Source organism: Parafilimonas sp., from assembly GCF_047606085.1.
Taxonomy (GTDB): Bacteria; Bacteroidota; Bacteroidia; order Chitinophagales; family Chitinophagaceae; genus Parafilimonas.
In genome coordinates, this window is sequence record NZ_JASGEX010000227.1 from 1 (window position 1) to 19,791 (window position 19,791).

At 40.8% G+C, this 19,791-nt stretch carries 12 protein-coding genes; 3 read left to right on the top strand and 9 right to left on the bottom strand.

The annotated features are described in order from the left end of the window. The first annotated feature begins 206 nt into the window (after window positions 1–206). From QM629_RS20045 to QM629_RS20055, 3 genes are all read left to right on the top strand, one after another. Entirely contained in the window at window positions 207–2,444 is a 2,238-nt protein-coding gene (locus QM629_RS20045; protein WP_415161687.1) for a glycosyltransferase, read from the top strand. Window positions 2,445–2,682: 238 nt separating this feature from the next. Beyond that, the gene (locus QM629_RS20050) at window positions 2,683–3,216 is read left to right on the top strand and encodes a methyltransferase domain-containing protein (RefSeq protein ID WP_415161688.1); all 534 of its coding nucleotides are present in this window, start codon (window positions 2,683–2,685) and stop codon (window positions 3,214–3,216) included. Further along, entirely contained in the window at window positions 3,191–3,868 is a 678-nt protein-coding gene (locus QM629_RS20055; RefSeq protein ID WP_415161689.1) for a hypothetical protein, read from the top strand. The genes QM629_RS20050 and QM629_RS20055 overlap by 26 nt, the downstream gene beginning before the upstream one ends. A 37-nt stretch (window positions 3,869–3,905) precedes the next feature. On the opposite strand, the gene QM629_RS20060 is transcribed toward QM629_RS20055, so the two are convergent. The 9 genes from QM629_RS20060 to QM629_RS20100 all read right to left on the bottom strand — a co-directional run bounded on the left by QM629_RS20060 (window position 3,906) and on the right by QM629_RS20100 (window position 19,790). Then, entirely contained in the window at window positions 3,906–6,812 is a 2,907-nt protein-coding gene (locus QM629_RS20060) for a DUF4157 domain-containing protein (RefSeq protein WP_415161690.1), read from the bottom strand. A gap of 58 nt (window positions 6,813–6,870) precedes the next feature. Then, entirely contained in the window at window positions 6,871–7,167 is a 297-nt protein-coding gene (locus tag QM629_RS20065) for a hypothetical protein (protein ID WP_415161691.1), read from the bottom strand. A 15-nt stretch (window positions 7,168–7,182) separates the two neighbouring features. Continuing rightward, the gene (locus tag QM629_RS20070) at window positions 7,183–8,511 is read right to left on the bottom strand and encodes a DUF4157 domain-containing protein (RefSeq protein ID WP_415161692.1); all 1,329 of its coding nucleotides are present in this window, start codon (window positions 8,509–8,511) and stop codon (window positions 7,183–7,185) included. A 139-nt stretch (window positions 8,512–8,650) separates the two neighbouring features. Continuing rightward, window positions 8,651–10,927: a vWA domain-containing protein gene (locus QM629_RS20075; RefSeq protein WP_415161693.1), complete on the bottom strand. Its 2,277-nt coding sequence runs from the start codon at window positions 10,925–10,927 to the stop codon at window positions 8,651–8,653. 46 nt (window positions 10,928–10,973) lie between these two features. Beyond that, entirely contained in the window at window positions 10,974–12,560 is a 1,587-nt protein-coding gene (locus QM629_RS20080) for a contractile injection system tape measure protein (RefSeq protein ID WP_415161694.1), read from the bottom strand. 7 nt (window positions 12,561–12,567) lie between these two features. Further along, window positions 12,568–15,171: a hypothetical protein gene (locus QM629_RS20085; protein ID WP_415161695.1), complete on the bottom strand. Its 2,604-nt coding sequence runs from the start codon at window positions 15,169–15,171 to the stop codon at window positions 12,568–12,570. A 19-nt stretch (window positions 15,172–15,190) separates the two neighbouring features. After that, window positions 15,191–15,370, bottom strand: a complete 180-nt coding sequence (locus tag QM629_RS20090) for a hypothetical protein (protein ID WP_415161696.1) — start codon at window positions 15,368–15,370, stop codon at window positions 15,191–15,193. A gap of 31 nt (window positions 15,371–15,401) precedes the next feature. Continuing rightward, window positions 15,402–16,415: a tail fiber domain-containing protein gene (locus QM629_RS20095; RefSeq protein WP_415161697.1), complete on the bottom strand. Its 1,014-nt coding sequence runs from the start codon at window positions 16,413–16,415 to the stop codon at window positions 15,402–15,404. A 93-nt stretch (window positions 16,416–16,508) separates the two neighbouring features. Beyond that, on the bottom strand, window positions 16,509–19,790 hold the full coding sequence (locus tag QM629_RS20100; protein WP_415161698.1) for a hypothetical protein: 3,282 nt from the start codon (window positions 19,788–19,790) through the stop codon (window positions 16,509–16,511). Window position 19,791 lies beyond the last annotated feature (1 nt).

Genomic DNA, 19,791 nt, shown 5'->3' on the forward strand with positions numbered 1-19,791 from the left:
AACATTTGCCTGGATAGATACCAACAGAAGAACATCTAAGCATTATGAAAGATTGAATGACACAGGAGTAGCCATGGTACATTTAGCCGCTATACGAATTATGCTGAAGCGTTTTTAGACAGCTTCTAAGACAGCGAAAAGCATCGCCTCTTAATTCCCCGTAAACATTTTTTATTTTTTTGATCATCATTTAAAATGATAAGATCGTGCATGCTGACTTATTGAAAAACACAACCGGGCTGCCGCTTGTTTCCTGCATTATGCCCACTTATAACAGGAGAAGGTTTGTGCCTCATGCCGTTGAATATTTTTTGCGGCAGGATTATGCCAATAAAGAATTAATAATTATTGATGATGGCAGCGATATGATTGAAGACCTGGTTCCGCCCCACAGTTCTATCAGGTATTTTAAGCTAAACAGGAAATTAACACTTGGCGCTAAATTAAACCTGGCCTGTAATTATGCAACAGGCGATATAATTGCCAATTGGGATGATGATGACTGGTATGCGCCATCGAGGCTGCAATACCAGGTGGAGGCATTGAATGATCCAAAAATTGATGTGTGCGGCATCAACAACCTGTTGTATTACGACATGCATAAAAACCTCGGCTATCGTTATATCTATCCGGCCAATCAGCGTATGTGGTTATTGGGAAGCTCCTTATGTTATAAAAAGACACTGTGGCACAATAACCGCTTTGCAGATATAAATGTGGGCATGGACGGGCTTTTTGTTTGGGCAACAGCGCCGGGGCGTGTTAAAGCGTTAAGCAATTCAAACATGGCTGTGCATATCATTCACGGGAACAATGTAAGCCCTAAAAAAACCACAGGCGCCTGGTGGCAAAGCTATCCCGTAGAGGAACTGCAAAAAATAATGAAGCATGACTGGCACTTATATAAGAACGGGCATGATAAGGCAAAGAAAACTTTTGTTCAAAATAACGGTGCACAGCAGGATATTCAAAACGGTTCATTAAAGAATGTATTTGCCTGCCTTGTGCACAACAGCAAGGAATGTGTGGTTGACCTTGTAAAAAACCTGCACCATAACGATCCTTCATCCACCATAATCCTGTATAATGGCGGCGGCGATAAAAGATTGTTTGAAGGTAGTTTTCATTTTGAAAAATACAATGCGCTTATTCATCCAAAACCCGCTTTGGCCCAGCATGGCTACCTGCACAATTTTGCATTGCATTGCATGGAATACGCTTTGCATAATTTTGAATTTGATTCGATCACCATGGTGGATTCAGACCAGCTGATGCTGAAAAAAAATTATTCCGCTTATCTTAAAGCATCTTCTGTATTCAGTAACAATGTGGGCATGCTCTCAAACAAACCGCAACGTTTAACCAGCAGGGATTTGAATACCGAAGTTTGGCCGGCCATACAGGCGTTTAAAGAATATGACCTGTGGAAGCCCCTGCTGCAAAAATTTAAAGACGGCGAAAGCAGGTTTGTTCACTGGACATTCTGGCCATCCTGCGTTTTTTCTTCATCAGCGTCCAAAGACCTTATTAAACTGTTTAAAGAAGATAAAACACTGCAATCAATACTGCGCCGGACAAAAATATGGGCAACCGAAGAAGTTATACTACCAACGCTTACCGCGCTTTTGGGATATAACATAGCAATAAACCCGTGCAACTATGAATATGTGAAGTATCAAAAAGAGTTTTCTGTGGAAGATGCGGATAGCGCATGGAAGCAGCCAAACGTTTTTTGGATGCACCCGGTTAAAAGGGAATATGATGATGCACTGCGAAAAAAGATAAGGGATCATTGTAATGATTATACGATTGAAATGAAAGATGAACAGCCGGCAACAAAAGAAGTATTACCTCTATTGCCATTAATACATAAAATAAGAAAAATAGAAGGCTGGCTTACAGATGAGGAAGCGGATTTAATGATTGCCACAACTATTAAAGCCGTTACGCAGTTTAAACAACCTATAACTATTACAGAGGTTGGGTGTTTTCATGGCAAGTCAACGGTGCTTTTTGGGAGTTTACTGAAATATTATTCACCGGGAAGCAGGATATTTTCTATTGATCCGCATGATGGAAAACAAGGCGCAGAAGGCCATGCAGTTTTTACCTACCCACCTTCCTATAACAGCTTTAAGAAAAACATGGAAGATGCGGCTATAACAGAAATTGTTGAAGCAATTCAGGATCGTGCCTGCAATATAAAATGGGTGAAGCCTGTTTCGATACTGTTTATTGACGGGTTGCATGATTATAAAAATGTGTCAAACGATTTTAACCAGTTTACCAGTTATTTAATTAAAGATGCGTATATAATGTTTCATGACTATGCCGATTATTTTCCCGGTGTAAAAACATTCGTAAATGAATTATTGCAAAGTGATAAATACGTAAAGGTTGATTGCATAAACAGTTTGATGGTTATAAAAAAAATTAAAGAGTAAACCTGTTGTGCTATTAAAGTTTTAAGGAGTACCTGTTAAATAATGTTCTTAGCACGTCATATTGAGGTAACGAGACATCTCTACACAGTTATAAATTCAAAATAAAGTAGAGATTTCTCCTATCGTGTCAATGATAGTTTAATAGCATAATACGTTAAAGAATGAACTACCCAGGGGCAAGCCCACTGGGAATTCTTTAGATTAAAAAAATTTAATTCATCATTTAAAACAAAAGTTTATGCATGCAGGCGCTTATTATTTTATTGAATGGGCTGTAAAAAGATTGCCGCCCAGGAAAAGAGTTTGTGAACTGGGCAGCAGAACAGTAATTTGGGATAACCATGCTCATGCGCACAATGGCCTCGTAAGGCCATTGTTTAAAGATGCCGAAAAATATATTGGCGTTGATGTGCGGGAAGGCATTAATGTGGATGTTGTGGGTAATGCAGCAACATGGCGGCCAAAGCCGAAAGAAAAATATGATACGGTTGTGTGCTGCGAAACACTGGAGCATACCGATGAAGGCAAAGAGATTTGCCAGACTGCTTTTGATATATTGGATCGTGGCGGCGTGTTTTTAATTACAGCCGCCGGAAAAGGAAGGGCCACACATTCCTGCGTGGATGGGGGGCCGAATTTATATGAAGGCGAATATTATCACAATGTGCATTATGATATGCTGGAAGGCTGGCTTTCGATATTTGAATTTTTTATGATTGATACCATTACAAACCCTAACGATATTTATGCAATCGCCGTTAAAAGAAAATGAGCCGGGCATTGGTATTATCCTGATACCGCACAACAATGCGGAAAGGTTTTGCACGCGCATGCAACGCGATGTACTGCCCACCTTGCGGGCGCATCCATCATGGAAATTTCAACTGATATTTATTGATAACAGCGATGAAGATAAAAAGCAGCAACCCGATTTTTCAAAGGAAGAGAATGTTGAATACAGCTATGCATGGCCTGGTAATAATATTATGTATGGGCCTGCTATGAATATAGCTGTTTCCTTATGTAAACATCCTTATTTTATTTACATCTGTTCCAATCACGGTCGCATGTATGATGCAACATGGATTGATGATCTTATCAATCCCCTTACTCAAAATCCAAAAATTGCAATGGCTGGCTCATTGTATCCAAGCTGCAATCCAACAGACATGGGCTTTTCGCATCATTTACCGCGCGTTCATATCCAGGGTGGCGTTTTTGCCGCCAGGACTAACGCTATCGCAAAGCATCCTTACAGTAATGATGAACGATGGAAACACTGGATCTCTGATATTTACCAGTCATTCGCATTAATGACTGCCGGCTATATACTGCATCCCGTAAAAACCATCAATTCGGTATGGCGCGAATGTTTGCCTTCGCCGGAGAGATGGAAATATGTGCATGATTATTCGGAAGATTGACAGGCATGCTATTGTATTCTATGGTATCTGTTTTAGATTACCACTGTAATACCTGTATGTTTTCAAAAGGCACGCCTGTTTTTTTCTGTATTTCAATAGTAAGATCAATTACCTCACTGCTTGCAATGGTTTGTCCTCTCAAATCAATAATTATTGCCTGTTGCCGTATATCATAAGGCAAGCCTTCCATGCTTGCTCTTTTTTTAATCTGCTCAGTTAATTTGCTTATAAGGCCATTTTTGTTTTCGATTTTATAATTTTTCACTTCAACCGCAGTTGTGCTGATGGTAAGATCCGGCCTTACGTGGCCGGCAGTGTTCATACCTGTTGAATGGCCGTGGATGTAAGCATTTTGTTTTGTACCGCCTATTTGTGCATAAAACATTTCCATTTCTTTTTCCGATTGTGACCAGCTTGGCCTTTCACCTTTTTTTATTTTTTCAATATACCGGTTGTATAATTTTATTTTACTGCTGTCTGTGGTCAATTTCTTTTGCTGTGTCCAAAAATTAATCAATTCATTTTTCATTACATCATCAAAAACTACTATGGTCTTTTTTGCAGCAGCTTTATCCATTGCTTCTTTTACGGCAGGGCTTAGCGCTATGTCGCAATTTTCTGTTGAAAACCGGCACCATTGATCTTTAGCGTTGCGCTTATATGTATGATCACCTACCTCTATTTCCGGCAAATTATCATCACCTGATAACTTTATATTGGCGGGGTCTTTTATTTTTTCTTCCAGCATGCCCTGTTCCAGTTTTATCAATTCCTGAGATGGCCTTGACTCATCACCTGCTTTTTGTGCAAGCTTTATCGTTTCTTCCAATTTTTGTGCATCAGTTAAGCCTTTCGATGCCTCTTCTGCCACTTCAGCTCCTTTTTTACCCTTCAGCAGTTCGCCAACTTTTCCAATAGTTTCAGATTCTTTTATTCCTTTAATTATTAATTCTCCTATTTTAGTGCCCTCTGCCGCCTTGGCTAAAGCTGATACTTCTTCTACACCAACAAACAACAGCGCAATCTCCGTAGCAATTTTTCCAACTATTTCCCCCAGTGCAAAACCCTGATTGAATGGTTTCACCTTAACAAAATCCTTGTCAACCTTATCAGATAAAGCATTGCCTGCCAAAAGCCCCAATTGAGCAGGATCAGCGTTTATTACATTCCATAAATTTGTTAGCTCTTCTTTCATTTTATTATAGAACCCTAACGGATCGGTAGTTATTTCAAACTGCGCTTTTATAAGCTGCCAGGCCAGTAAAAAAATTCCTTTTATATTTTCCCAAAGGTCTTCTGCAACACCGGCAGGAAAGCCAACGTTTATTCCAGTGTAAAAAGCCGGGCCGTTTTCCCACGAGGTTGCATTATCCTTTATTTTATTGTATGCTTCTGAAAGCTTTGACGAAAGTGCAGATTGACCAAGGCCTTTAATAAAATTATCCAGCCATGAATTTTCGTAAGGTATATCCAGCCCCTCTGCCTTTAGGTCTTTAATAAGCTGGCTGACTTTTTGGTCAACCGCTTTATTGGCTTCTAATGTTTTAAAAAATTCATCTTTTGTTTTATGGCCGGTTGCATCAATTATTATTTGCAGGGCGCCTTCATATATATTTATGGTTTTTGTTTTTTCAAAATTCTCTACGAGCTCAAAATCTTTCAGCGAAACATCATTTCCGTTATTAAGCAGATAAACAAAAGAATTATTTAACAGAAGGTTGCTAACTATTTGTCTTGCTTCCTCTTCATTTTTACAAACAGGCCTTATAAAATAATATAATGATGCAGCTACAGTTCCCTGCCATTGAATTTTTACTGCTTTGGTTTCTTTTTCTTTTTCTTTCTTTCTTAAGTTATTATCATCATGACTTTGCTGCATTACGTGAACTAATTCATGCCCCAATAATCTTTTGCCGCTGTCAGTTTCCGGATTAAATTGTCCTTCATTAAAAACAATATTATTACCTGTTGTATAAGCCAAAGCATTTACTGATTGAGCTGATTTTACCGACGCTGTGTCTGTATGAATTTTTACATCGCCGAAATCATAACCCATTCTCGGTTCAAAAAAACTTCTCTCTTTTTCAGCTAATGGCTTCCCCCCTGAAAGGGAATTAATATAATGTTCTGTTTCAGGAGTTGCTGTTGTTTCAATATCATTGCCTTCTTTCCGCTGCATTTTCTTTTCCTCTTCTTCACAGTGGGCGCATGTACGCTGCACCCTGGTTCCTTCCCCAAAAATGCTTTGCCACCAGGTTGGCGCTACGGGTGAAAAATCGGCATTGAACTGTAAAACAAGAAGAGATAAACTCAGGGTAGAAGTATTTAATTCACGGTCCGTTACCTCCCACCATGTTGGGTTATTGGCCTTTAACTGGGAATCTATAAAACGTGGCGTGGTCAGGTTGGCCAGCGTAGTTGACAAGCCAGGCGAAACACCCAGCCGTTTAAAAAAATCAAAATTATACTGCCACACCTGCAGCGCAGAATTTGGGTCCCATAAATGAAATATATTCCTGTTAATAAAAGGCTGGCGCATAGATAAATAGTCAAGCCCGGCAATTGGTTGCAATAAAGATGGTACCTGTAATGTAAAGTCCTGGGTAGTAGCGGGTGCTGTTGTCCCGGCTGGTGCTTCATCCTGCCTTTGTATATATGTTACTGCTTCTTTCCGATGCATCTTCTTTTCCTCTTCTTCACAATGCGCACATTTGCGTTGCATAGACGTAATGGCTGGCCGAAAAAAAGAACTATTATTGATTGATGGATCAGGCATGCGCATTACCTTATCTGCTACTGCATCAGCTTCCTGTTCATACACATCATTGGGTTGATTAATGGAAAGCTTTGGCTGAAAGAATAGTGGCTGTATTGCTGAAACGCTTCCTGTATGTAAGGATGTTTTATCTGTATGATTGCCATCTTTTGAAAGATTGTTTAACATTCTATACCCTTTATTTTAAAAAACCATATCGTGCACATTACCAGCCGGGGTTATTTAACTAAGGTGTTAAGACCTTTCCTGAAAAACTATGCGCTTCCCCGCTGATCCAGGCAAGGCCGGCTATACTATCATCCTTATCGTTTATTCTCCAATAAATAACACGTGTGGCATTTCTTATATCATCCATATTAATGGCTGAGCTTTCATTTAACCTGATATCAGCCATCATTAATGCATATTTATCTTTTTCATTTTTTGTATCAATAATACAATTATAGCCCACCAGGATTTTTACATCATCAGGAGCCATATTATACTTTACAGCAAGTTGTAACTTATCGTAAATGCCAGTCATAAAGCATCAAACAACTTAATAAGTAATACCCGTTTTTGTATTGCCTGCTATATTATCCCATCTTTCAGAAGCATCCTTTGTTTGGGTGGAATATCCGCAGGCAGCATCCGGCGTTGCAGGCTCAAAAGCAATATCTCCGCTGCTGTTTATATAATAACCCCAATGAACATAACCAACAGGCCATCTGCCACCGGCAGCATTCTGGCAAATGATTGATGAATTAAAATCTTTTCCTATGTCTTTATCTGTTGACCAATCGCCTGGTGTATCCCATATTATTGCCGGCGTTGTTTCAGAGCCTTCCTGCCCTACCCATGTAGAACTGTAATAAGGATTTACAGATGTTGTTAAGGTATCAACCCTCCATCCGCGGGATGGTGCACTTGCATTGCCCCATCCGGATCTTTCCCTTCTTGTAGCATCCTGCGGATCCTGTGCCTCAAGATTGCCGGTGCTGTTCTTTTTTGTATTTCTCAAAACCTGCAGGGCAAGCATAGGCGTGCACCTGCCACAGTAGCGATTATCGGTAATTGACATTTCTATTTTTACATAAACGCCTTTTACATCACGCCCGCCTGCCTTGTACGGGTATGTTCCTTTATACGCTTTGGCAAACTTAAAACTGGCAGTATAGTTCTTAAACCCGCAACTAATATTAAACGACTGTCCCATTATGCCATCCTGTACCATAGTGCCATTTGTAATACCCTGGTCAACCCCCGTTCCGCTTTCAACATCTGCATCTGTTACGCGTTGAATTTTTTTTGCCTGGATGTTTTTGTCCTGCTGCACCACATGGGTTAACTCATGCGCCATTAATCGTTTGCCACTTTCTGTGCCCGGCTGGTACCGGCCAGATCCAAATACAATATGGTTGCCATGCGTGTACGCCAGGGCGTTAATATCTTTTGCAGATTGATTTGCTTCCGCATTTGTATGAAGCTGAACATTAGAAAAATCATAACCCATTCGCGGCTCAAAAAAACTTCTTTCACTTTGCGTTAATGATTTTCCTTTTCCGTTTAATGTGCCGATATAATTTTCAGTTGATGCATTGGCAGCATGACCGTTACCGTTCTCCTCCTTCCGCTGCATCTTTTTTTCTTCCTCTTCGCAATGTGCACATTTACGTTGTATGGATATAATAGCCGGTTTGAAGAATGAATTATTATTATTAATTGAAGCATCAGGCATGCGCATTACCCTGTCTGCAACGGCATCGGCTTCCTGCTCATACATATCATTGGGTGAATTGATGCTTAGTTTGGGCTGAACAAAAGACTTAAAAAAAGCAGGTTGCCGGGCATATACGGCATTATCTTTTTCAGATTGATTTTTTTTCATTGCAAAAGATGAGCCTGGCATAGTTCGTATTTTATAAGATTATTTGTGTAAACCCAACCCGGAAAAGCTGTGTTATACCCAAAGACACAACACAGCCTGGGCAGGATGATATCTGGCTTACTATTTTAAGCACGGCTTGTTAAGGCTTCTTTTTTCCTGACGCTATGGCAATGATTAAAAGAATAATCGCTAATATCAGCCAGAACCACCATTGTTTCCATATTTCGCTTCCGCCCTCCTGGGGCTTGCCTATATCCTGAAGTTTCCCGGTATAAATTTTTGCAGTGCCAATTGAAACCGTAACATCATCTGTGAGGCTTCCCTCAATTGCAAGGGTATAGCTTCCGTCTCCGTTATCTGCAATATTTGTTAGTTTGGTATCTGGCGATCCATCAATTTTTATTGCGCTGGCCCAGCCGGGCCCTATATATTTTCCATTAATACCTATCGGCCTGAAAACAAGTGTGCCACCTGTTGCTGTAGCAGTTAAATTAATGGCCGAGCTATCCAGGTTCACTTCAGGAAAACGTATATACACGCTTTCTTCCGAATACCTCTTTATCTCACCCAAACTTGTATCGTTTGCCGAAATAATATAAGCAACCTGGTACACGCCTGACACATCAAGATGATTAAACTGGCCAACATATTTTTTCTGTGCGGCATCATAAGTTAGTGTAACAGCATGATTGCTGTCAATCAGCCTTTTTACAAAATCTGAATCTTTCAATAATTCAAACAGCTTTTGCGTGCCGGGATTATCCGCATCAGAATCACTGCTTATTTTAATGTTATTTCCATTTCTTGCCAGCACATCGCCGAGGTCTTCCCCCGGAATTCCAATTACAGCTAATGCTGTTGCGTTTGTAATTGGTTTTCCCTGTTTGGTAAAATCAATGCTTAAAGGCAGGTTATCGCCCACCACCAACTCTTTTGTTTGCGTGGTGGTGCCGATCATTTCAGAATTATGATCATCAACGGTAAGCGACATTATGTAAGGGGCTGCAGATTGTGTGCCCGCAATAGCTGCAATTTTCCAGTAGCCTTCAGAAACGAATGAAGGGTTTTTCTTTTTAATATTTGATACATTAATAATAAATGTTTGCCAGCCGGGGCCGCTTTTTATTTTTACGATTGAGGTATCGTACAGGTACAGCGAGTAACCATCCTTGGTTATACTGCTTACTCTCGCTTCATTTCTTACAGCGCACATAAAGTTTATGAAAACCTGGTTAATGCGCTTGCTTACCATAAAAGAATCCACGGTTGCATAATATGTTCCCAGTGGTTTAAGATTGCTGCGTTTTACATCAACATATTGCGGGGTAGAACCTGCATACAGTTGATTGCTGATAGACACTAAATAAGAAGACAGGTTAAGAACAGGTGGCGTTGCCGCTGCGCCATCTGCAATATTGGAGATACCAATATGCGGCGCTACACCGCTTTCATGAGCCATGTTGTACAAAGTTTGTGTGGCAGAGCCAGCCACACCTAACCCGATAGCGTGTATCTGTATTTTATCGCCATTGGTAACATCTGTTCCTGAAACGGTGGGATTGGACCCCGGCGATGCCACAACATCCGGCGGCATATTTTGTTCCCCATCTGTAAACACCAGCATGGCTTTTCTATGGCCATTATCTGCGCCGCCGGGGAATAAAAAGTTTCTTGCTGATAAAACTGCCGGACCCATTGCCGTATTGCCACCCGGTGCGTCGCCATCTAAAATGGTGGCAAGATTAGCCGTTCTTGTTACAGGCACGAATTGATTAACATTGAAAGGTGCATTTACGGGAGGGCCATCGGTGGTGCTAAACATGCGAATACCTAACTGATCCCCTGCTGCATCATTGGATGCAGTGAGGCTTGGCTGGTAATTACTGAAAAAAAGGCCCACGCCACTTTTCAGTGCATCCCAGCGGGATTGGCTTCCGCCGGTAACGATGCTCGTCATGCTGCCTGATTTATCAAGCACAAGCATCAGGTCAATGGGTTTTCGCACGTTTATCGTAAAATCCTGTCCCACTGCGGCTTCACCAGTAGCCGTTGCTATAACAGAAAAACTCCAGCTCCCTGCAACGGGATTGGCGCCCGCTAAATTCAAAGGTGTTCCTGCTGCGGGGTTTGGATCGGCAAAACTTAACCCGCTGCCCGCATCTATATTAGGCGATACTGCTAAAGTAACAGGATTGCCATTGGCAGCAGTTGCGCTTATAACAGCATTGTAAGAGTTGCCCACAATAGCTGAAGAAATATCAGCAGGAGTTGTGGTAATGGTAATTTGAGCAGCAGCCTTTGGGGCATGGCAAAAAATAAACAGAATGGTTGAAAGAAATGCTGCAAACTTTATTATGTGATGTTTTAATAAAGTTTTGTTCTTTACTTTTTGTGAGAATTGATCTGGTGTTTTCATATACGTGTTTATTTATAAAGTGTATAAAAGGAAATATTGCTGGTGGTTAAGCCCAGTTTACAAATAAAAATTCTTTCATCCACGGAAGCCTGATCAGCGAATAACCCCACGGTAATTTTGACAATAAAATATCCCAGGTTTTATTTTCAATATCAAGCTGCCACCCCAGGCCGGCCCTTGCAAGTTTTCCTTCGCGTTTTAAAAAACTGTTCCGCAATCCTTCCGGCGACGTGTTTTTTACCGCAGGCCAATATGCAATAACCTGTTTTAACAGCGTCTCTGCTTCAAGCTGCTCTTCTTCTGATATTTCTACGCTGTTATCCACAGCATCTGATAACTGCATGCCACAAAGCAATTTTGGCAATACAAGATCGCTTTCCTCCCCCATCACTGTTTCTGTGGCCAGATAACCGGTTAGCAATACAGCCTTGTGCAAAGCTGTTTCGTTTGTAAATTTTTTATCTTTTATGAGGCCAAGTGCTTCGAAAAAGGGATTTAAAAAATTATGCAGCAGCACAATTCCTGCTAACTGAACATATATTGGTTCAGCAGCTTCCTCCAAATTGTACAGGTAATCTTCTTCTGTATCAGCTAAAATATCATTAATCGTTTCATTGGTTAACGTGCTGTTATTAATCGAAACATCATTGTTTGCCGGATATGATGCCTGAATATTTTTTTTTGACGCATCTGTATTTTCTGCCTCTATATGTTCAATAAACGTATCGGTATCCGGAAGCTTATTTTCTTCACTTGCCACAGCCTGACGCTCACTATCTTTTCGTTTAATTTTTTGAGTGATGACCTGCTTCAGTGTTGCAAAAACCTTTTCCGGAAAATTTGCTGCATTTATTGTTTTCAGCAATTTTATGATGCCGGTCTTTTGAACTGCAGCAGCAAATTTTAAACTGCTGAACAAACATTCCTGTTCAAGATTATTATGTGAGAGCTGGATGTTTGTAAAAACGGTTTTCCAAAAATGATTTCTTATCAAAACGGCATTTTTGCCTGGATCATCGCTGATAAAATTTGTTTTAACTGATGCTAAAAAAACTTCTGAATCAAAACCAGGCGATACATTGCTGATTAAAAAATGCAGAAACTTATCAGCGCATTGAAACACCAACCTATCCACTGCCGCCGGCGTTTTTTTAAAGGCGCGGATCAGCCTTTCACGAAATATTCGGGCTGGTATATCCTCTGCCATAACAGCATCTTCTGTAAGCCTGATATTTTTTGCCTGGTTGCGCCAGGAGAAATATCCATGCTGCAAAAAATACATCAGTTCATCAATTGCAGATTGATGAACGGAAACAGCTTCCACATCATTTGCACTATTTACATCAAACTTTAATTTTTGCTCCAGTTGTTTTTGTATAATGGCAATAGCCCTTACTGCCAGTTCATCTTCCATGCCATCTTTGGAAATACTGCCTACATCAATATCAAGCCTGCCTATTCTTATAACCGTTTCATCGGTTACAAGACCAGAAAACAGCATATCAAGCCGGGGAAGGATTTTATTGTAATAAATATTTTTTACAACGTCCTGCACAGCAACGCTGCCATTTGGCGAAGCCATTTCTATTGCAATTGTCTGCTTCCTGATAATATGTTTCTGGCTCTTCCGCACAATTTGTTTATAAGCTGTTCAGTACAGTTATAAGATCATTTTTCGCCGGTGTTATCAATGCATCATTTGTTTGTGTTGCCACAGCAGTAAGCCATGCCTGAAAAGCATTTTCAAATGTTTGCATAGTTGGTTCATCAAGCCAATGCACTTCGGCAAGAATATGCGCAGGCGTTTCACGCTGAATTATTTTTTCTATGTACCTGTTAAAGCCGGTATCTGTAAACCGTTCGGGCCAGTTCGGGAAAACAAAAGTGAGCCTGAATGAATATGGGTCTTTTTTCCCTTCAATTATACTGCCATCGCTATCTACGTCAACGTTTAGAAAATCATCAATGGCACCAGACAGGGTGTCATTGATTTTTGGCCTTAATAAAATATGCTCAACAATATGAAACCCTTCATTATTGGCGCCTGACAGGGTTTGCTGATCATAGTTTGTTATGCCTAACAGCCTGCAGATTCTTTTTTTAAGAAATGCCACATTATCTGTATTCCATGCCTGGCCTTTATAGTTATAAGATTTTGCCCGGCTGTAACTGAGCGTTGCGTATTCTTTCAGGAATAAAGATTTATCATTAATGAGCTCGCTGGTTGCCGCATCGCCATACTTATTATACATTAATAAAGCAAATTCTGTAAAATCTTCACCGAACTGCCCCAATAAATGATCGAGAAAATTATTTCTCCGGCTTCCTGAAGCAGTTTGTTCAAGCTGCTGCAATAATGTGGGAATAGCTGCAGCGTAACCAGTTGCCAAAAGCGGGGCTACATTGGGCACGGCATCCAATGTTTGCCAGAAATAAGTTTCATTAACATCTGCATCAATAGAAAATATCTGTTTTATATGCGCCAATTGCGAGAGATAGTCGGCCATTAACTGTTCAAATGGCAGGAGGTAACCTTTCAATTGGTTTGCCTGCGCTTTACGCTCGTCAGATGATGTATCAGGAAGTCCCACATAACTGATGCCATAAGTTTGCGGGAAATCATTTTGAACAGATGCATAAGCTTCCACGTTCAGGAAATTTCCTGCCACCACCGGCAATACAGATGATATGGCCGGTGTTTTACTGGCAAGCGCCTGCTGATTTTTTAAAGTTTTAAAAATACTTGTTACAAGGCTCATGTCATAACTTACCTGCACATTGTTTTTTATAACCGTTAATGCAGACTTGCCAACGCTAAGCTTTGGTTTATAAAGCTCAATCAGTGTAAGGCTAAGGCAATTGCGCACATTGGTGTTGATTACCTGGTTATTAATATAGTTGGTGATAGTAAGATCCTGTATGGAAATTATCTTTTTGTTCTGGCCTGTATAATTAGCCTGCGTTACATTGGCATCCCCGTTAAGATCAAGTATAATGCGCACCAGGTCTGAAGTATATATGGTATTTTCCCGCTTCAGTTCAACAAGGTCTTCATCTAAAATAAAACCGTTTGCAAGCAGGGGGCCGTTGTATATTTCATCAATTGATTTGCCCATTGCCATCATTTCTTCAAGTGAATAAAAACGGGTTGGCGGAGAGAAAAACTGGTCAAGCTGAAATAAAATATTAGCAACGGTTTGTTCAACACTGGCATCAGAAGAAAATTGCAAAGTAGCCTTTACGCCTATCTCCTGTGTGCGTGTGGCATTGAAAGCAAAAAAATCTTCACTTAAATTCCTGTTGTCGCACAGGAGATTTTTCACAGCGCTAAGAATTGTATTGGCGCCAATAATCTTAAGGTTATACGCTTTGGTTATCCCGGTATCCGAAATATCCTGCAATGCATTTACAATGGCGGTTTCAACAAGGGGCAATTCTGTATCGGGATCCTGCATTACTGAAGTTAGCTGCATGGTAAGGCCTATCTGGTCGGCCTCTGTGGTGTTATAAGCAATGTTCATTACCGCAAAAAATACATGTTCAATGCCTGTTTGCAGTTCCCGCAGTTTTGTACCGGCCGGCATGCCCGGCACGTCCTGCAGCGTGATGCTGTTGAGTGTTATATCCTGTTTCCAGGCAGAAGATATTTCATCCCAAAAAGGAAAGGCTACTTCAATTGTGTGATTGATGGTATCGGCGCCCACCGTAATATCAATACCGGCGGTAATAATGCTGTTGTTAAGATCGCCCAGTGTTTCATCTTCTTCAAACTCAAGCAATACATTATACAGGCCATTCAGCGATAAATTTTCTCCGCTTGTATAGGAAAGCGCATTAATGTCTCTGTCAAGATAAATTTTCTGTTCAGATGAAGTTGCTTTGTATAACCATGCATTGCGGATAACATCAAGATCAATTAAAAGCTTTCTGTAATCAGTAATTGAAACAGGAGCTGATGGCAATATTTCTTCCGCATGAAAAAAATCTTTAATACCGGACGAATTACCGGCTGTTGCCAGCAGGTCTTCAATATTTTTATTGGCGCGCGCGCCTAAATCTGTAATGGCATAAGATAAGGCTTCCAGGATGGTAATCCCGGGGTCATGTATATTATGATCTGTCCATGTGCCTGGCGCTATTTGCTGAATGTACTCAAGCCCCTCTTCCCGCAATGCAGCATAGTTCATGCTTACGCTTGGCGGGCTTGTTTTGTAAATGCTGCTGGTATCGTTTACATCTGCCATGCTGTGTGGATGTATGATTTTAATTTGGCACTTGTGCCGTTGTTCCATTTTTACCGGCTTCCTGTGGCGCGAGCTGTTCAGAGGCCTGCGCCTGTATCTTGTTAAACAATTCGTGCACCTGTATAAACGGAAGGTTGCCCAAAGCGGTGAGGATGAGATTTATTTCTTCTATTTTTAAACTAAGGCTTATCTCTTTCATTGATATTGTTATTTGTTTACTATTATTTTAATTATTTCTTCTCAAGCTTAAGCACCCTCGCATCTAATTCTTTTATAGCATTAAGCATTACATAGGTAAGAGCGCTGGTATCTAAAGACAACAACTCAGTTTCCTGCTCATCGCCCGGTTCCATTTTTGCCTTGAAATTTCCAACCATATACGGAAATATTTTTTGAACATCCTGGGCAATAAGGCCTGTATATTCTTTGCCCTGCACTATACCGGCTTTACCATTGTATTTATAGTTTACCGGTTTTAGTTTTTTTAATTTGGCAAGGCCGTCATTAAAATCTTTAATATCTGATTTTACTCTTTCATCTGAGCTCAGGTTCACAAACTGGCCTCCGCCAGGCTTTGCGGCATCACCATTAACAAACAATAATATTGGCGTTGCATTTGAATTAGCCGGTACCGCGGTTGCATTGATGCAAAGAGCCCCTCCCACAATGGCGGCCTTTAGTACATTGTTTTCCTGAAATTGAATTCTTTGTCCTGATGCACAGTTAAGGGTTACCCTGCCCAACGCATCGTGAGAAAGCGCATAACTGTTGGCATTGGCAAAATTTATATGGCTCATAAAAGCAGCGCTGCTGGTCATAAAAAAGGAGGCTGCACCCAGCCGTACCTGGTCTGCAACGGTGCCGCTGGCTCCAAGGTTTACCTCAAATTTGTAAGTAGGCGAGGTTGCTGCCGGTAAGCCAATGGCTGCATTGCCCGTTAGAAGATTAATATCGGCACCTACTGTTGTCCATTGCGAGCCTGAACCCGAACCGATATCTTTCCAGCCTGTAGTATCCCTGAATTGAAAAGTAGTGCCGTTCCACCTGATTGAGCCGGGTATTTCAAGGCTGCTGTTCCCAATAGTCAGGCCATTATTGAGCGTAATATTTTTAGAAGCGTCGGCACTTATGCCATCATCATCTTTATTAGGAAAGGAATCAATAAGGTCTGCAAAGTTTTGTTGTGTTGGCTTGAAACCTGTTTGAAAAAAACTTTTCAGGTTCACCCTGTTTTGCTGAGCCATAACGTATGTTTTAAAATATGTGATTAAATTTTTATTACAATGATTGTTCAGTTTTTCATTAAATTAATTCCTTTAGCTATCTTTTTTTAAAGGTCATGCAACTATGAAATCTATTCCAACCGACATAAAATCAATCCCTTCATATTGAATGCCTGAACATTGATAATCTCCGCTGTTTAACACCGTGATGCGGTGGTTATCTGCCGATACAAGTATGCTTTGCGGCAAAGCGGCTGCTGCTACTTCTGTGTCAACGCCTACCACAAAGTCAGCACCAATAATCATCTCATCTATACCGGGAGGCACCAGCCCGGCTATAATAAAATCTATGCCTATTGCCATTGTGCCTATGCCCGGTCCGGTGCTATCAGTGCCGTCAAATATGTGGTATAGCTTAAAGTCGTTTACAAAATCCACATAGTCTCTGTTCTCTATAAAAAATAAGATGTCAGATTTAAAAACTTTGCCTCCAAATGTTATATCCTGTCCCTTTTCATAAGCCCAGGGAGAAAGAAATTCTTTAATTTCTTCGTTTAATAAATTACCATAATAACCAGCATCTTTGCCCGGCATAAAACCTACTTTGCAATCAACCAGCAATTGTTCATATACAGGGTTATTCGCTTTAAAATCAACAAATACAGGCAGGTAATTATTTATGTAGTTTTCAATGTCTGTGAGCTTAATCGCATTCACCCTTGGCTCAAGCGGGTTAGGAGAATTTTTATTAATGAGATCAGGCACCACAACAGCCCTTACGGAACCCGGTTGTAAATCTGTATGCGCATCTGTATGCGTTAAACATTTTACTTTAAAAATATCCGGAAACTCGTCCAGTATTAGTCGTTCATAATCCCATAGAGATAACGCGCGTTTTTTATGTTTCAGCCTTTCGCTCACCCTTGCATAAAAAACCGTATCGCTTTCCTGCGGCTTGCCCGCAAAAGATTCGTAAGGTTGCTGTATTGATTTAACTGCGGAATCTTTAACCACCAGTTCCGAAATGGAATTTGCAGCCAGCAGCATATCGTCTGTGTGTGTTGTAGTTTGATCTGCTCCTGAAACGCCCGCAAAGCTTGCCTCAACTGCCTGCGTGCGCATATCAATCATTTCGCTGATACCGGCAGGATCCTGAGGCGTGCTGCCTCTTAGCCAATATAAGCCCGCAGGCATTAATGTATTATTATTGGTTGCGTCGGCGCCTACTGCAAATGAAATAATGCCCGGTGTTTGCAGGCCCTGTGTTGTATTTGTAATAATATTTAATTCATCAAAAGGTTTCCATGTGTTATTGGATAAATAGCTCCATTCAATATCATCATCGGCAATAATATCATCTGTACCTGCGCTGCCTTCTGCAATCTGAAACTGTATGCTGATATTTTGAGGAGGCACCAGGTTATTCAGCCCTATAAAAAAATTACCCAGGTAAAGCTGGCTGTCAGCTTTCAGTTCGGGCAATAATGCCTCACTTCTAAATTGAGGCAATAAGTATTTGGATTCACCCTGAACAGGCGCAGTGCCGAATGGCCCTACATGAAAGAATTGATCGGGGCTGTTTACGTTTGTTATATCAATCGTTTCTTCTGATGTATAATTAAGCGATAATGATTTTATTGAAGGCGTGTAAGGCGTATTGGGCAGCGGTGTGCCGGGATTAGTGGCAAGCAGGATGGCAGCGTTTGTATATAAAGATGGATATTCTGCATGCCCAAACACTTTGAACGGTGTAAGCGGGCCAGACAATTCAAGCCTGATAAAACCATTGTGCGTTTTATTATCAAGCGGCGCTATTTGCTGAAGTGCTGTATTTCTTGTATAACCCTCCGGCACCTGGCTTACAACTGTATTAAAATCAGCCTGTGAAATTTCAATACGGCCTGGCTGCGTAGCGTCTATGGCCTGAAAAAGAGAATAATCTGGTGTGTAAACTCCCCCAAAAAGATGCTGAAACAATAACCATTTATCATTATACAACAAACTGATGCGCGCTGTAAATGCAAGGTTTGTCATAGGGTTTACAATCTTATATCCGCCATAATAATCAATAAGGTCTGCCTGCGGAACGCCATTCCATGTAATATCCAGACTAAAGTTTTTAAGCTTCTTTTGAAAAACCTCCGCGCTTCCCAAATAAAACGCTGAATTAATGGTTGGCGCAGGCCCGAATGGCAAAAAGGGCTTTGTAATATCTACGGCAGCCTGATCAGTCTGGGCTGTAAAATTCTTCACCCCGGTAACAGCAATAGCTATATCAGCCGAAGTGATCTGGAGATTGTACAAATCCTGGTAAAGAACGCCATCAGGTTTAAGAACAATTTTTAAAACCGGCCATACTGTATTAAAACTGTCATTATGCAATGCAGGGCTGAAGGGCACTACACCATCTTCTGCAGAAGATAAAGAAGCATTGATCGTTAACTGGGTTTTGTTTTGAAAAACGGCTGAGCAGGATGTAAGCGTAATCCATCCCTTTTCACCGGTAATATATAACAGCACGCCACTTGTAATATCTGAAACAAACAAATCTTCACCTGTATCCAGAAAATTAATAGTAAGCGTTAATGCGCGCGAGCCTTCATCCAGCAACAACATTGGAGACGAAAATGCGAAACCTATACCGGCCTCCTGCATATTGCGCTCGCTATCCGGTTTGTTTTGCTGGCTTTCACCAAAAGCATTCCATTTGCTACCTGTGCCTGTGAAAGGTTTACCCATTCCATCTGCGGAGTTTGCAACAGGCGCTGTATATATTTTATAATTATCATTTGCATCCAGGAACATGCTTTTCAGGCTGGCAATTTGCGCCTTGTTGATAACTATTTCATCATCAGTTTGATAAATTAATGTTTTACCATCGGCATTTTTTGCCTTGAATTGTGTACCGGCAGGCACCAAATGGTTTGGCAAATTTTTAGCAAGCTCCAGTATAAGGTTAACTTTATCCGGAACGGCAGCTTTTTGCTGCAGTTGCAACACTTTTGTCAGGTAAAAATCAAGGCGCCTTTTGGATATAGTATTTATATCATCCTGCAGGTGGCTGAATAATTTAATGAACGTTAGCAGCAGCGCAAAGTGCGGATCAAAATCATTCTTCTGGCTTATTGCAGATGTGATGGCATCGCTTGAAAGTGTTATTTCATCATAAGTTGCATCAACAAAATAGTTGAAAAAATCACTCCAGTCGCCATCAACCTCGTCATTAACATTAAAATAATTTATTTGCCTGGAAAGCTGGTATATATAGTTTAAAAGTTCTTTTATCCCTCTTTCATCAACCAGTATGGATGCAGGATTAAGTGCATGCAGCAGGCGCTGGCCCTGGTTAGTACCATCACTTTTTAAGATATTATTTAATAAAAAAGTGGTGTCCATG